Raw genomic sequence first — 15,630 nt, 5'->3', positions numbered from 1 at the left:
CCCTCCCTTAGCCGACATCAGACCGGCGCCATAGGCGTCAGCCCTCCAGCGGGCTCCACTTGGGCTTCTGGGCCGGCGCGCGGCCGGCCGGACGGCCGGACGGGCCGTTGTTGCGCTTGCGCCCCGCGCCCTGGTCCTGGCGAGCGGCGCCCTGGCCCTGGCCCTGCGGACGGCCCTCGCCGTCACGCGGGGAGCGCTGGCCGCCGCCGCCGCGCCGGCGCGGCGGACGGGCCGGCCTGTCCTTCTTCTGCGGCAAGGCCTGTTCGGCGGCCGGCAGGCTGGCCGTGGCCGCCGCCATCAGCGCCAGCCCCTTGTCGTTGCGACGGTCGAAGGACGGGATGGTCAGCTTGATCAGCCGCTGGATGTCGCGCAGCAGGTTGCGTTCGTCGTCGGCGCAGAAGGCGATCGCCGCGCCTTCCGCCCCGGCCCGCGCGGTGCGGCCGATGCGGTGGACATAGGCCTCGGGCACCTGCGGCAGCTCGTACTGGATGACGTGGCTGACGCCGTCGATGTCGATGCCGCGCGCGGCGATGTCGGTGGCGACCATCGCCCGGACCTCGCCCTTCTTGAAAGCGGCCAGGGCGCGCTCGCGCTGGCCCTGGCTCTTGTCGCCATGGATGGCCGCGGCGGTGATACCGGCCTTATCGAGATATTGCGCCACACGGTCGGCGCCGCGCTTGGTGCGGGTGAAGACGATGGCGCGGCGGATGTTCTCCTCCTCCATCAGCTCGGCCAGCAGGGCCCGCTTGCGCGGCGCCTCGACGAACAGCAGGCGCTGGTTGATGCGCTCCACCGTCGAGGCGACCGGCGTCACCGTCACCTGGGCGGGGTCGACCAGCATCTCGCCGGCCAGCTTGCCGATCTCGGTCGGCATGGTGGCCGAGAAGAACAGGTTCTGCCGCTGGCGGCTCATGCGGCCGATGATCTTGCGGATCGGCTGCAGGAAGCCGAGGTCGAGCATCTGGTCGGCTTCGTCGAGCACCAGGATCTCGGTGGTCGACAGGTCGGCGTTGCGCTCGGCGATGTGGTCGAGCAGGCGGCCGGGCGTGGCGACCAGGATGTCGAGGCCGCCGGCCAGGGCCTTGATCTGCGGGCCGTACTTGGCGCCGCCGAAGATGACGGCGACGCTCATGTTCAGGTGCTTGCCGTAGCGACGGAAGCTTTCGGCGATCTGGGTGGCCAGCTCGCGGGTCGGCGACAGCACGACGCAGCGCGCGCCGCGGCGCGGGCTGGGCCGGCGGTCTTCCGCCAGGCGGTGCAGGATCGGCAGGGCGAAGGCCGCCGTCTTGCCGGTGCCGGTCTGGGCGATGCCGAGCAGGTCCTTGCCGGCCAGCACGGACGGGATGGCTTGGGCCTGGATCGGGGTCGGGGTCTCATAGCCTTCGGCCGCAAGGGCCTTCAGGATCGGCTGGGCCAGGCCCAGGGACGTGAATTTGGTGTCGGTGAACTGGGTCACGCGAGTCTTTCATGAACGGCCGCACCCGCCAAAGCATCGGCTTTAGCGGCGAGCGCGGGGTCAAACGGAAAACGCCCCCGCGTAATGGGCGATCTATGGAAACTTCAGCGGCGCCCTGCAGGCGAGGGCCTGAACCCAGGCCCCCTCACGCGGCTGCAGCGCCGGATATCGCGCAGGCCTTGAGCCCTCGCGCCGCTCTCATATCCATGCTGCAGCGCGAAAAGTCAAGGCGCCAGGTGCAGAACCCTTTTAGTTTCCCGGGTTCCGTCCCCGCGGGGCGCGCGGCCGCACACCCTGCTCAGCCGTTGAAACCCTTCACCGCCGCTATGATGCGGTCCTGGGTCTCGACGTCGAGATAGGGATGCATGGGCAGGCTGATCACGGTCTCGGCCTTGGCCTCGGTGACCGGCAGACCGCCGGGCTGCGGATAGACCGAATAGACGTCCTGTCTGTGCATCGGGATCGGGTAGTAGACCGCCGTCGGCACGCCCTGGGTCTTCAGGTGCGCGGCCAGGCCGTCCCGATCCTTGTGCTCGATGGTGTACTGCGCCCAGACGGAGACGCCGCCCTCGATCACCGTCGGAACGGCCGCCACGTGCCCTGTAAGCCCCTCGGCGTAACGGTCGGCGACGACGTTGCGCAGGGCGATCTCTTCGGGGAACAGCTTGAGCTTCTCGATCAGCACCGCCGCCTGGATGGAATCCAGCCGCGAGTTCATGCCGACGCGCATGTTCAGGTACTTGGGGTCGTGGTCGAAGGTGCGGCCGGCGATGTCGCTCGCCACGGCCTTGCCATGCACCCGCAGGCTGTCGAGCAACTCGGCCAGGGCGGCGTCATCGGTCAGGATCGCCCCGCCGTCGCCGTAGCAGCCCAGAGGCTTGGCCGGAAAGAAGCTGGTGGTGACGACGTCGGCCCAATGGCCGGGATGGTCGCCGTTCAGGGTGCAACCGAACCCCTGCGCACTGTCGGCGATCAGCTTGAGGCCGTGTTTCCTGGCCACCGCCGCGATGGCCGGATAGTCGGCGGGCTGGCCGAACAGGTCGACGGCAATGATCACCTTGGGCGTCAGCTTACCCTCGGCCTTCACCGCCTCGATGGCGGCGTCGAGCTTGACCGGATCGAGATTGTAGGTGTCCGGCAGCACGTCGACGAACACCGGCGAGGCACCCGTCCAGGGCACGACTTCGCCCGTCGCCGCGAAGGTGAAGCTCGGGCAGAAGACCGCGTCGCCCGGCCCGACCCGCCAGGCCCACAGCGGCAGGGCGATGGCGTCTGTGCCGTTGGCGCACGACACGCAGTGCCCGGCCCCGGCGAACGCGGCCAGTTCGGCCTCAAACTGACGCACCTCCGGCCCCATCACATAGGCGCCGTGATCGAGCACCCTGGCGATGGCCGCGTCCAACTGCGGACGAATCCGGCGCTGCTGGGCGGCGATGTCGATAAAAGCGATGCTCATGGAGGGGCCCTGACGTCTAACTGCGCCGGCGCTGATTAAAGCGCGCTTGCGGCTGCCGCGAGACAAACTTGGTGACCGAGTGTTTCGGCTCAGCCGATCAATCCAAGTCTGTTTCCGGCGTAAAGTCCCCGCAAAGGTAGCCACCAGTCCTGGTTCGCCAAGTACCAGCTAACTGTTTCCCGCAGCCCTTCCTCAAACGTGTGACGAGGCGACCAACCAAGCTCTTGCTTCAGCTTCGACGCATCGATTGCGTACCGGCGGTCATGGCCTGGACGATCCTGCACGTGCGTGATCAGTTCTCGGCGTGAGCGATTGCCTGGTCGCATCTCGTCAACCAGATCGCAGATCGCCTCGACCACCTGTAGATTGGTCCGCTCCGCCTCGCCGCCGACACAGTATGTCTCGCCCGGACGTCCCCGCTCCAGAATAGCGCGCAGCGCTCGAACGTGGTCGTCGACATGCAACCAGTCCCGAATTTGTCTGCCATCACCGTAGACGGGCAATGGCCGTCCTTCCAACGCGGACAGAATCATCAAGGGAATGAGCTTTTCGGGAAACTGGTGCGAGCCGTAATTGTTTGAGCAGTTGGAGATGACGACCGGCAACCCGTAGGTCCGGCCCCAGGCGCGCACCAACAGATCCGACGCAGCCTTCGAGGCGGAATATGGTGAGGACGGATCATAGGCAGTTGTTTCGTTAAAGCGTCCCTCACGACCCAGGCTGCCAAAGACCTCATCTGTGGAAACGTGCACGAAACGGAATCGCCCTCGCGAAGGCATTCCCAACCCGCGCCAATAGTTTAGCGCGGCGTCCAGCATCACCTGGGTGCCGACCACATTGGTCCGAATGAAATCAGCCGCCCTTGCTATCGACCGATCGACGTGACTTTCAGCCGCAAAATGGACGACTGCATCCGGGCGGAGTTCCGCGAAAATCTCAGCGACGACCGCCCTATCTACAATATCCCCGCGGACTAAGGCGTAGCGATCGTCGCCGTCCAGTTCGCGCAAAGACCCCGCCGCCGCCGCATAGGTCATCGCATCCAGATTGACGATCGATGCGCCTGTTTCCGCGTGTATTTGGCGACAGAACGCAGAGCCAATGAACCCCGCACCGCCGGTGACGAAAATTTTCATGGCATCTGCAACTATAACAATTCCAAGGGGGTTCCACCTGTTCTGGCGATCTTGCTCAGATACTGCGCATAGGTAGACCCGCCCATGTTGCGCCCCAAACGCGCAACCTGCTCAAGGTCTATCCATCCCCAAGCAAGCGCCATCTCCTCGGGACAAGCCAGCTTAACGCCTTGGCGGTGCTCGACGGCCTGAACCAGATCCGCAGCCTCAAGCAGGGAATCATGAGTGCCTGCGTCAAGCCAAGCTACTCCACGTCCAAGACGTTCAACCTGCAACTGCGACCTATCTAGATAAACTTGGTTCACCGCTGTGATTTCGAGTTCATTTCGCTCCGAAGGCTGCAGCCCTGCAACGATGTCGACAACATCAGACCGGTAGATATAAAGCCCAGTAACGGCCCAATCTGATTTTGGGGCAATCGGCTTTTCCTCAATCGACACAGCGGCACCGCTGTCGTCGAATTCGATGACGCCGTAGCGTTGGGGGTCGGAAACGCGGTACGCGAAAACCGTCGCATGTTCGACGCTCGCTGTGGCCGCTCGAATTCGCCCGGCAAGCCCCTGACCAAGAAACAGGTTGTCCCCAAGGACAAGCGCTGTTCTCTCGGCGCTAACGAACTTTTCGCCGACCCGAAAGGCGTCAGCTATTCCGCGCGGCTGGTCCTGGACGGCATACTCGAATGAAACCCCCCAAGCGGCACCATCTCCGAGCAAATCTTGAAACAGACATAGGTCTCTGGGCGTCGTAATGATCAACATTTCCCGAATCCCCCCCGACATTAGGGTCGATATCGGATAGTAAATCATTGGCTTGTCGTAAACTGGCAGCAGTTGCTTTGAGAGCGCCCGCGTCGCAGGCCAAAGCCTAGTACCCGCTCCTCCCGCGAGGACTATTCCCTTCATGGAAAATTTCCCATTTCGACAGCCCCCCCCTCAAAGGAAGGGCCTCCCCGCCGGCCCCGTGCCTCTTAGCACACACCCAAAGCGGCAGTCGCCGTCTTGGCGACAAGGGCGATTTCAGGACCAAGCCATTTTGGATATATCCGTGCGCCGCAGGAGAGCAAGGCGTCATGAGTGACACTTACGAGACCGATTTGGTCGTGATCGGTGCGGGCGTAGTTGGTTTAGCATGCGGCGCCGCGTTTGCGCGCTCCGGAACGCAAACGCTTGTTCTCGATTCGGAAAGCCGAATCGGATCCCATACCTCTTCTCGCAATAGTGAAGTCATCCACGCTGGGATATACTATCCAACTGGAAGCCTCAAACACCGGCTCTGCATAAGAGGTCGCGATCTACTATACTCATATCTTGCGTTGCGCAAAATAGAGCATCGCCGCTGCGGGAAGTTGATAGTATCTACATCCCTCGAAGAAGATGAAAAGCTCGAACAAATTTACGAGCTGTCCCAAGTCAATGGAGTGAAAAACGTCAACCGGCTCACCGCCTCGCAGGCCCGCGCTCTAGAGTCAGAAATCTACTGCACATCCGCCATTTCGTCTGAAGACACAGGAATACTCGATAGCCACGGGCTGATGCTTTCCCTCGCAGCCGAGATTGAGGATCGTGGAGGAAACGTCGTCCTCAGGACGCCAGTTTTAGGAGCCCGCGCCCTGGACAAGGGAGGGTTTGACGTTTTCATCGCAGGGGAGAGCCCCGCTCATATTCGATGTAAGTTCCTCATAAACGCTGCAGGCCTTTATGCCGCCAGAGTGGCCGAAGCGCTGGAAATGCCGTCCCCGGTGCGTGCGCAGACGCACTTTGCGAAAGGCTCGTACTTCAGCTGCCTTGCGACATCCCCATTCGAGAGGCTGATCTATCCCGCCCCTGTGAAGGGGGGCCTTGGCGTTCACCTCACATTGGACCTAGCCGGACGCATGCGGTTTGGCCCCGACGTGGAATGGCTCGACCATGCGGATCCAAGCAAGATCGACTACGCTGTTGATATTGATCGCGCGAAGAATTTTTATGCCGCGATACGTCGCTACTGGCCTGGCCTACCCGACAACGCTCTTATTGCGGACTATTCGGGATGCCGCCCCAAAGCTGGAACCCGGCGGGAAGCGATAACGGACTTCCGCATAGATTTGCCCTGTGACCACGGCCAGCCCGGCTTAGCGCACCTGATCGGCATTGAATCCCCCGGGCTCACCAGCGCATTGGCTATCGCAGAATACGTGCAAGAAGCCTTGAAGGAGTAAGGATCCCTACTATCAGAATAGATCTTGCTGGATTTGGCGACACACTCGGGAAAGATGATGCGACAAGCTGTGGTACTCGTTGGTGGGAAAGGCACACGTTTGGGAGAGATCACCCGCGCCGTGCCCAAACCGCTCCTGGAAATTGAGGAAAACGTCCGTTTTATCGACTATCTTCTTGATAGACTAGCCCGCCATGGCGTTGAGGAAATCCTGCTACTGGCCGGACACCTCGGCAATGTCGTTGAGCGCTACTATCACGGAAGAAGGTTCCGCGGAGCGCGCGTGGAAGTCATTCAAGAACCGGCGCCGGCGGGAACGGGAGGGGCGCTTCTCTACGTAGGGAAACGCCTCGACCCCACGTTCTTAATGCTTAACGGCGACTCTCTTTTCGATTTTGAATACGCCTTGCTCCCGCCCGCGCTGCAGGAGCAGGATATTGCCGCCTTGGCCCTGCGCCAAGTTGACGATGGCGGTCGATACGGCACCGTAAACGTGAAAGACGGCCGCATACTGGACTTTCGGGAGAAGAGAAGCGACCTAGCATCTTCCTGTTGGATATCAGCGGGAACCTATGCTCTGCGTAGAGAAATTCTCGATTATATTTCGAGCACTCCTTGCTCGATTGAATCTGAGGTGTTCCCGGCTCTCGCCAAGGAAGGGAGGATCGCTGGAAGGGCTTTCAACGGGTATTTCATCGACATAGGCCTACCGAATACCCTTGAGCAAGCAAGACGAGAGCTTCCATCGCTAGGCCTCCATTCTAAACCCTAGCGCCCGTCTTGGAGGGATCACAGGGGAGCGTTGGCCCCATGTGATCCCTAGAAAACTCCCTTATAAACCAACGCCATTAATGATCAAATCGACCCTACAGATTCTATAACTACAGCGGCCTGCACACTACCAACGGTATAGGCAATAAACTTATAGCTCACTTCGTTCGCGAGGCAAAATTCAGTCCACGCCTTATGTTCGTGCTTCTCCCAATTCTGATAATTCCAGTACTCATCAAAAATTACTATCGAACCAGGGCGAAGAAATTTCCCCAAATGCTCCAAAACGGTGACCGTACTGCTGTAAATATCGCAATCGACGTGAAGCATAGACACACCATGCTCACGCAGAAAGTCGCCATGAACCTCGGTAAATTTCGGCAAACTCTGATCGAACCAACCGACGACCAGCTCAACATTCTTATTTACGACTGGAAGTGTTCCATTTTGAGTATATGAACCGGCAGGATTATTGTACCAGGGCTCTGGAATGCCTTCAAATCCATCAAATCCGTAGAAAGTCACATCAGGGCGAAGAGCCGACATGTGATTAATGGTGGTTCCCCAAGCGACCCCGAACTCCGCGAACAATCCGTTAGCTTGCGATGAGGTCAAATGATTGCCGAAAATCCAGTCATAGAAATCCCCCCTCTCCCAACACCCCTTAATGCCATCGAACCCGGGGGTAGATCTAAGGTATTCAGCACTGGTAAAATGGCTCAGAAGCTTCGCTGTGTGGGGAAGGTGCGGCTTGAACTCCTGTATCGGTATATTAGGGTCCGTCAGAAGCTCAATTATCGCCTCCTTAACCAAATCCTTAATCCGAGATTCTTCCACTTGCCGCTCCTAACTTTGCCACTTCCGCTTCTGCGCGATCAGATCGCACAAAGACAGCCTACCTTTGCTGCGTCGAGATTCTAAGCTCACCAAATTAGAAGTAGCTCTTCGCTACAAGTACACAAGACTAGGCCGCGCCCCTTATATTTCTGCGCCTTTTAAGATGCGAACTTCGTGGTTTCGCCTCATCCACTTGGGCAAGCCCCCCCCAACTGAAAGCTCCCCCCGAACTCGAGAGGCGAGATCATCATAAACGTTGTCCCAGAATCGGTCGCCGAGGCTCCGCGCAAAGCATATTGGAGCAAGGCGCTGCGCCACCCGATGGCGCGCCACTTCCGCACGCGATATCGCTACCGCCGGCTCGCATCGGATCCGCCTCAACATCGCAGCCGCTACATCTGTGTCAGCATCCGCCCACCTACCTTGCGTGTAGATTCGCTGCGGATCGTCGACTTCAATCAGACTATAGGGAACGGGCCAGCCGGTCTTGGCGTCAACGAAATCGGTTGTTGCGGACCAATCGGTGGCGACAACTGGCGTTCCGGCCTGCATCGCTTCCGCCACCGTCAGGCCAAAACCTTCCGACCGATGTAAAGTAATCAATACATCCGCTCCAGAGATCAGAGCATGCACATTCTCCAGGGGCCACCGGGCAGTTATAAATTCCACATTCGGCCCAGCCGATCGCCTTAGCTGCTCGACCATGGCCGGATGCTCTCCTCCGTTTTGCATCTTAACTATGAGTTTGACGCCCGCATCGTCTCCAAACGCCTTCTTGAATGCGTCAATCGTCGCCTTCGGGTTCTTCCGAGCTGCGGATGAGCGCATGTCAAACATGGTCACTACAGTGAACTCATGTAGCCCCAAAGCCTGGCGCGCAGAACGCCTATCTGGGAATGGCATAGACATAGGGAAAGGGGTTACAGTAACCGTCTTTGACACTGATCTGCTGATAGCATCGGCCGCAAAATGGCTCGGCGCGAGTAACTGGTGCGCAAGACCTCTTTCGTTACGCCAGCCGGACGGCAGTTCTTCCAACTCGTAGACCCACAGGGCACATATGTGCGCCCCCGAAAGCCGCTGAGCCCCCAAGCGCGCCAAGGCCCACGGCATCTCGGGCGCATTTACAACTATAATCCATGCTCCACCGGGTTCTACACTACCCGAGGCCAGCCCCATCCCCGGAGCCGGCTCCCCCAGATCGTACAACTCCGGCTCGATCCCCAAACTGCGGAGTCCATTGGCGATGTGAACCGCCGACGACGCGATCCCATGCGCTGCTGAAAACATCGCAGCGATGCGGACAGGCCCTGGGATCCGCCCCGTTTGCCTGATCAAGGTTGCAAACCGCCGCCGTTCCTCGGCCATGCGCAAACGCCAAAGCAACGGGCCTATGGCCTGCCGCACCCCTTCACGACCAGCTTCGCCAACCGGAAGGCGGCGCCACAGTGCCCGGGAAGCAGCGGTCAACCTTATGGGCACAGCAGAAGCTCCATAAACGGTCCGAGGCGCCCCGAACCGCTGTTAGACACGGGTAAACATAGCCTGACGATTAAGCCCTGCTGCTTCCTCGTATGGGCCGCAGGCCCAGATCTGCGCGATCGTCGCCGAGCTAGCATCGCTAAAGCAAGCGCCGGCTCGGCCAAAAGCAAAAAAGAAATGACTTTCCCGACGAAGGGCGTCAATCACGCCGCGGAGCTCGAATTTATTGTAGGGCTGTGACGGATTCGAAACGAATAGAAATAGACTACCGCCGCGATACCGTTCTGAGTGCTCGGTCATTACACGGAATATTTCCGCGGGACTGGGTGCATCGAAAACAAAAATATCGATAGACGGGTTTAAGGAGAGCACGTCATCGCAACTCTCGGAAGGCGTCGCCTCCCCCCCGGAAAGAACCTGAAGACGTAGCCCGCTCAGGACGAGCTGCTCTTGCAGAAAACGCCAGAACACCGGTTCTAAGCGGCATCCCCCATCCAAGACCTGTATGACGCATTCAGCGGGAGTTCGAGCCGCAAAAAGCTGTAGAAGCACCGAATCCTTCAGGTCGCAGAAAACTACCCGCCTAGCGTCAAAACGCCGGCTGATTTCCGCCAGATCGCCCGCTGCGGAATGAACCTCCCCCCCGGGGAGGGCCTTCGCTAGGACATCCGAACCAATGCGGTCCACAAATAAAACATCACCGCTTTGGAGCGCGAGGGCATAATAGTCTCCAATCCCGAAAATGCTTGGTGGCCCTCCCACATTGGCACCACCGATGCGTGTCTCCAAGTATCCGACATGCGTCTCCAAATGGGAGATTTGCCGCGACAATCCACCTTTGTTCAGATACACGCTACGATAAAGGACAGAATCAAGAATTCTGGACAAAGAATAAGTGACCGCCCTATACGGCACCTTCAGAAGATCCATTAAAATCATCGATTTTCTGCCCCCAAAAAACCTAATCTGCTCAGGTGTAAAAATAGAGAATTTTCATCCACCCCGTCGGTTGGCCGGGAAGATGTCACAAAAATCGAAATTCTATTCAAAATCCCCAAATGTTCCTTGACGTCGAACGTCAGATCTCCCCGAAACTTATTGCAAGGAGCCGATACAATCGGCTTTCCGTTCAGGTGTATTTCCAAGTAATAATCGGATGAATCTTGATGATAATCGCAACTCATAAGCATGCGAACACCCTCAGCATTCGCCAAATCTTCCGTCGAAGCGAATATTATTTCAGATTTACTTCCAAAAGAATCAATTCCAAGCCCCCCATCTGTGCGGAAGCCAGTCAGTATGAAATCTCCGACCTCACCGTTCGCCCCCCTGAAGCTTTTAACTTCATCCAGCCCGATCACCTCACGGGCGAGTGCAACGTCAACAATCGTTTCAAGCGGAATCCCAGCCCCCTCGATCGAGACCGCTACATCCACCTCGCCGCGGCCAACCACCACGCCCTCAAAAAGTCCAACAACTTCCATCATCGTGAACTCCTCAAGAGGCGAAGCGTGCACACTGAGGGCCTTTGCCCCCATACCGCTCACCGCAACTTTAAGGTCACCGGGCAACGCGTCCCGCCCGGCGATTACGCGAGCGCGAAGCAGAAACCTCGCGTCGCCAAGCCTCCTTCCGTCCTGAACCCGCCCCTGGAAGCTGAAACCTCCACTATCGTTTTGAGTAATCAACACCCCCGGAACGGTTATTCCGGAGTGAAGTCCCAAAGGCTTCTCCCGCCCTTTTGCAACCTCTTCCATTCTGCCGAAAGCCTCGCGCCATGTACGCGCGACAAAATCGTCCGCAAACCAGGTTAGGAAAGCCCTCTGCCCCTCCTGCACCTCACGGACAAACCCCTCATCCCCAGCCAACAGCCAGTCAACCTTCTTTCGGAACTCCTCCATATCGCCAAAGGAGCCCGCGACATCACCTCCGGCAAGCTCATGCAGCAAGCAACCCCGGGTGAATAGAACAGGCAATCCAATCATCGCGGCCTCAAAGGGCGGAAAATGCACATGCCTGGGCTCATAGCTCTCGTAGAATAGAGCCCTCGCCCCCTGCAAGCGCCTCACAAACTCGGCCTTATCAAGATATCCCGCGACCCGACGATCATTGATCTCCTCACGCTGATCACCAAGAATTGAGAATGGCCTTTCCTGCACGTGACGCAGCGCAGATTGATACTTCGTCTGATAGTACGGCATATGTATCCACGGGATAACCGCAGCGATGGTTCTGTGATCCCCCCGCCATGTATCGGCGCTTTCTTTGGCAAAGGACGGCATTCCAAGAGGCATGAATACAGCTCGACTTCTCAGAAATTCATCCTCAACAGCCGTCAGATTCTCATACTGCACCGACATCCAAACATCCTTCCCCCTGGCCTTCGCAAGAGGAAGCAATCGTGGCTCATTCCTACTCCAATAATTAGTATACGATTTCGGGATGTCCAATCCCGCCAATCGCACAACAACCTTCCCCCTAAATCTTCTAAGAGCAGAATAAACCGTATGATGATTTTGTATTACAAATATGTACTTAAAGTATTTATTTAAATAGTATACAGCCATAGGTGGCCAATCTTGCACATCTATGAAATTTATCCCGTTCAAGTAATTTATTACATCCCTGGGAATAGATAAATAATTGTCGTCAGAATAATCAAATGCACCGCTTCGGTGGTGTTCGGAAAACTTCTTTATAGTATATACTTCAAATCCCAATTCCCTTAAAACCGGAAGCTCAACATCCCTCCCAGCCTTATGGAAGGCTATATACGCAATGCGTCTACCCCTTGCGTCGGTGCCGCTTGATAGAGATTTATCCGTGTTCTTCTGGCGCACCGATATTAGCCCCAAGCTTGAAGTTCAGATTTCCACACCACAAAGCGCGTTCGCGCTTGCGATTTAGCTACTTACTTAACCCCTGGCAGATAGAGACATCTCAACAGCGCTCCACCAAGGCTTCCCGCCCATTCAATGGTCAACTCTGCACGCGCGCCATGGAAATCAGATGGGATGATAATTTCGAATCGTACCGGGCCGGCCGCATAGGACGCGATCTTTCTTGTTAATCGCTGCGCGCCAGCTACGTCATATGTGACAGATCCGAAATCTCCAACTCCATCAGCCGTGATCTCGATCACAAGCCGTTCGCCCGGCCGACCGGCGGGGACATAGTCACCGACTAGAACTCCTGGGCCGTCACGTCCTGGAACAACACTCCGCCGCACCAGGCCCCCACTTCCACCTTCTAAACGGCCCACCTGGCCGCGTAGCTCGTGAACGCCTACAAACCGGCCCGGCAAATAGGCTTCACCGCCGGACAGGCGCGAGACTACGGGTACAGACGGCGGCGCTCGCTGGGACAGGCATTGATTAGGGCGCAGCCACCGGCGAGCCCACAAAGTGGGATTGATTTTTTTTACCCTAGTTTTAACTAGCTCTCGCAGCGCCTGGGCGGAGGCTAAAGCACGTTGAAAGGAGAAAACACCATCCAGGAATATCTCACGCTGATTTCGAGCAATTGCTTCCAGTTCATCGAAATTATGCATCAGCGGAGCCAGGCGGTGGCGCACATCGCCTGAGAACATACCTGCCGCCACCAATTCCTTGTCGCGAACACCACTATCCCTGGCCATGGACGCGAGACCCCCAGCTTCCGGGAATAGCACCGGCGTTCCGATTGTCATCGCTTCCAGAGGGGGGAAAACTATGTGTTCCGCGCGATCGGCCGAATCTAGAAACACGCGCGCTGACGCAATGCGGCTATAGAGCTGCCCCCTTGGCAACCGACCGACTACGCGTCGGTCCGAGCCAGATGGGCCACCTGGGTCGTTCTGCCCCAGTATCTCGCAGTCCAGGTCTCCGAGTTCATCGAGCTGACGGCGAAAGAACTGGCTCTCGGACACATGCGATATGGCCGTCGCAACCACCGCTCTGCTGTGGCGCCTAAGCCACTCGAAAGGCAACCGCGCGGCATCTACATATACAGGCAACAGTATCGCGTGCTCGTTTAGCTTTCCCGCATCAGGAATCAGATTCGGCATGCCCGCCGTGTACACGAAACGGGGCCCGAGCTTCTCAGCCACAATCGCAAGGGCGGCCAGCTTAGAGCGAAAGCCATCGACATCGGTCACACCATTCACGCGCCAAACGACGGTGCCGCGATACCATTCCGCTAGACCCGCAATCACGTCTGGATCGGCGACGGTGACGATCGCATCTACGTAAGCGTTGATCAGTTCACGCTCCGGACCAAGCGGGCGCCCCCCTGACATGGCGATCGGCGTGCGCCGAATGACTTCCACATCGGCGGATGACATCCGCAAATCTCGCCGCCAATCGGGAAACCAGAGGTCACCTTCGTCATGATAATGCTGTTCAACCACAACGCCCGCGGTATCGCCGCTAGAGAGGATAACGGAGAAGCCAGCTTCCTGAAGCAATCGGGGCTCCTGGGCTCGCGCCGTGACATGGTCGTAGCACCACAATACTTTTGGCCTGCGCCGCAAGGTCACTCGCCTCTCTCCGGTACAGAGGCGCTGAGTGCGTTTATGTACTCACTAGCGACATCACGCCAACTTCTCCGACAGAGTTCCGAATGGTATTCGCCTTGGGCACGAAGGAGAGAGGAGTCCTCTAGGGCTTCCTTCATTACTCTCGCCATGTCACGAACATTTGTTGGATCGAACAACATACGGGCTTGCAAATAATTTGGGACGCTCGCCTCGGTCACCGGTATTCGCGCGAGAATGGCGGGCGTTCCTACGGATACCGCTTCTGAAAACGTAAACGGCATTCCTCCTTCAAAAAGAGAGGCGCTCACCGCCAACGAAGCGGCCGCGTAGAACTGTGCATGAACCCCTTGGCTCAGCCGGGGAAGGGGAACTACCGCCCCCAACAAATCGTGAGACCGAACGAGATCCAAGATGCCGGTCTCGGCTAAATCCGCAGTCAACACCAAGGAGGCGTCAACCCCGCCATCACGTCTCAGAAGATGAAGGGCCTCTATCAGTCTTGGAATATTCTTGTACGGACGAAACTGGGTTGGACAGTAAATTATCGGTCCATCCCAAATGTTGGCTCCTCGGGCGGCCACCAGCCAATCCTCCGCGCCCCCCAGACGCCGCACATAATCACTCCCATTCAACTCCTCTTGCTGGAAGCGTTTGCTCAACGTTATCGCTGAAGAGCGTGAAGCAACCAGCCCCTCGCGCGAGCATTGCGCCTCGAGGGCCTTGCTGAGGTCCATAGGCGCATGGGGAACCACAAACACCCGTTCCGGAGGAACCCCCAACGTCCCAATAAGATGGTGAGTACGTACATGCTCGGATGCACAAGTTATGGCCTTAGCCCGCCAGGCCACTTGTTCAATGCGCTTTCGAAGCAACGGAACATCTGGGTTTCCCTCGAAGTATTCCGGAAATTCGGCAAACACCAAATCCGGAATCTGAACAACTATCGGCTTTTTTTTAATTAGAAGGCTAGTATCCCAAACCCCTATGGGGAGGATGCATCCTTCAATCGTGACATCTTCATCAATCACCTGCGCCATAGCCCTGTATGTGCGTTCTTTCAAAGCGCAGGCGAGTCTGTGGCGTAGCGCCTGAACAACTGGGCGCAGAAATCTCAATTGAGAACGCAAGGGCTTTATCGTGAAGCGGAGAGCTCGGTGCCCCAGTCCACGCTTTTGGCGAGGCTCAATTGCCGGCTCAGCGGAACCGCTTTGGCCATCCATTCTCTGAATGGTCGTAGGGATAAGAAAAGGACGGAGCCACGATGCGCCGCGGGGCTCTAAAAGACGCAAGTCCAGATTCGAGAGTCCGTGGGCGCACAACAGATCTGACACCGTTTGCCCCGCCCATGCCGGGGCTACCACCACTGCTTGGGTTTTCCCGCCAGCTTTGAGGCCAGCAAGAAGGTGGACTAGATGCTGGCCGATCCCTTCACCTTGCATCTGCTGGCCTGGTTCGAGCTGCAGCCAGACAGAGACCTTACGCATTGTAGGTGCCCTCAAACTATAGATAGGGTTCTCCGACCTTCCGGTCTCGGAGAAGTTTCGCAGGCGTTCCCACAACGATCTGACGCGCGGGAACATCGGAAAGCACAGTTGCACCAGCCCCCACGACACAGTCTTCACCAAGTGAGATGTTGTGTCTTACTACCGCCCCTAGACCTACAAACGTACGGGCTCCCAGTGACACTTTCCCGCCAAGCGCCGCCGCCGGTGCGAGCGTAACAAAATCGCCTAGATCGGCCTCGTGTTCAGTCACAGAATTTGGGTAAAGCGAACAATGT

Annotated in this window: 12 protein-coding genes; 2 read left to right on the top strand and 10 right to left on the bottom strand. The window is 57.9% G+C overall.

Annotated features, from left to right (window positions below; genetic code table 11):
* Window positions 1-37 precede the first annotated feature (37 nt).
* The 4 genes from C5708_RS15290 to rfbA all read right to left on the bottom strand — a co-directional run bounded on the left by C5708_RS15290 (window position 38) and on the right by rfbA (window position 4,950).
* Complete coding sequence (locus tag C5708_RS15290; protein ID WP_242922465.1) at window positions 38-1,456, bottom strand: DEAD/DEAH box helicase; 1,419 nt, start codon at window positions 1,454-1,456, stop codon at window positions 38-40.
* Between the two features lie 298 nt (window positions 1,457-1,754).
* The gene (locus tag C5708_RS15285) at window positions 1,755-2,912 is read right to left on the bottom strand and encodes a DegT/DnrJ/EryC1/StrS aminotransferase family protein (protein ID WP_242922463.1); all 1,158 of its coding nucleotides are present in this window, start codon (window positions 2,910-2,912) and stop codon (window positions 1,755-1,757) included.
* Between the two features lie 89 nt (window positions 2,913-3,001).
* Window positions 3,002-4,048 carry a dTDP-glucose 4,6-dehydratase gene (rfbB, locus tag C5708_RS15280; RefSeq protein WP_242922462.1) on the bottom strand — a complete coding sequence of 349 codons (1,047 nt, stop codon included), beginning with the start codon at window positions 4,046-4,048 and terminating at the stop codon, window positions 3,002-3,004.
* A gap of 11 nt (window positions 4,049-4,059) precedes the next feature.
* Window positions 4,060-4,950 carry a glucose-1-phosphate thymidylyltransferase RfbA gene (rfbA, locus tag C5708_RS15275; RefSeq protein WP_242922461.1) on the bottom strand — a complete coding sequence of 297 codons (891 nt, stop codon included), beginning with the start codon at window positions 4,948-4,950 and terminating at the stop codon, window positions 4,060-4,062.
* Window positions 4,951-5,117: 167 nt separating this feature from the next.
* Here rfbA and C5708_RS15270 point away from each other — a divergent pair, with 167 nt between their 5' ends.
* Window positions 5,118-6,245 carry an NAD(P)/FAD-dependent oxidoreductase gene (locus tag C5708_RS15270; RefSeq protein WP_242922460.1) on the top strand — a complete coding sequence of 376 codons (1,128 nt, stop codon included), beginning with the start codon at window positions 5,118-5,120 and terminating at the stop codon, window positions 6,243-6,245.
* 54 nt (window positions 6,246-6,299) lie between these two features.
* Window positions 6,300-7,016 carry a sugar phosphate nucleotidyltransferase gene (locus tag C5708_RS15265; protein ID WP_347567024.1) on the top strand — a complete coding sequence of 239 codons (717 nt, stop codon included), beginning with the start codon at window positions 6,300-6,302 and terminating at the stop codon, window positions 7,014-7,016.
* Between the two features lie 83 nt (window positions 7,017-7,099).
* On the opposite strand, the gene C5708_RS19570 is transcribed toward C5708_RS15265, so the two are convergent.
* From C5708_RS19570 to C5708_RS15235, 6 genes are all read right to left on the bottom strand, one after another.
* Window positions 7,100-7,852 carry a class I SAM-dependent methyltransferase gene (locus C5708_RS19570; RefSeq protein WP_242922458.1) on the bottom strand — a complete coding sequence of 251 codons (753 nt, stop codon included), beginning with the start codon at window positions 7,850-7,852 and terminating at the stop codon, window positions 7,100-7,102.
* 141 nt (window positions 7,853-7,993) lie between these two features.
* Entirely contained in the window at window positions 7,994-8,965 is a 972-nt protein-coding gene (locus C5708_RS15255; RefSeq protein ID WP_347567026.1) for a glycosyltransferase family 4 protein, read from the bottom strand.
* 411 nt (window positions 8,966-9,376) lie between these two features.
* Window positions 9,377-10,264 (bottom strand): hypothetical protein, encoded by an 888-nt coding sequence (locus C5708_RS15250; RefSeq protein ID WP_242922457.1) that lies wholly within the window; start codon window positions 10,262-10,264, stop codon window positions 9,377-9,379.
* A gap of 5 nt (window positions 10,265-10,269) precedes the next feature.
* Window positions 10,270-12,174 (bottom strand): hypothetical protein, encoded by a 1,905-nt coding sequence (locus tag C5708_RS15245; protein ID WP_242922455.1) that lies wholly within the window; start codon window positions 12,172-12,174, stop codon window positions 10,270-10,272.
* Between the two features lie 71 nt (window positions 12,175-12,245).
* Window positions 12,246-13,778, bottom strand: coding sequence for a glycosyltransferase (locus C5708_RS15240; RefSeq protein WP_242922453.1), 1,533 nt, complete (start codon window positions 13,776-13,778; stop codon window positions 12,246-12,248).
* Between the two features lie 68 nt (window positions 13,779-13,846).
* Window positions 13,847-15,334: a glycosyltransferase gene (locus C5708_RS15235; protein ID WP_242922451.1), complete on the bottom strand. Its 1,488-nt coding sequence runs from the start codon at window positions 15,332-15,334 to the stop codon at window positions 13,847-13,849.
* Window positions 15,335-15,630 lie beyond the last annotated feature (296 nt).

Origin of the sequence: Caulobacter sp. CCUG 60055 (assembly GCF_022750545.1) — a bacterium.
Classification (GTDB): Bacteria; Pseudomonadota; Alphaproteobacteria; order Caulobacterales; family Caulobacteraceae; genus PUIC01.
Note: the sequence above shows the minus strand (reverse complement) of the source record. Positions and strands in the feature narration are given on the sequence as shown.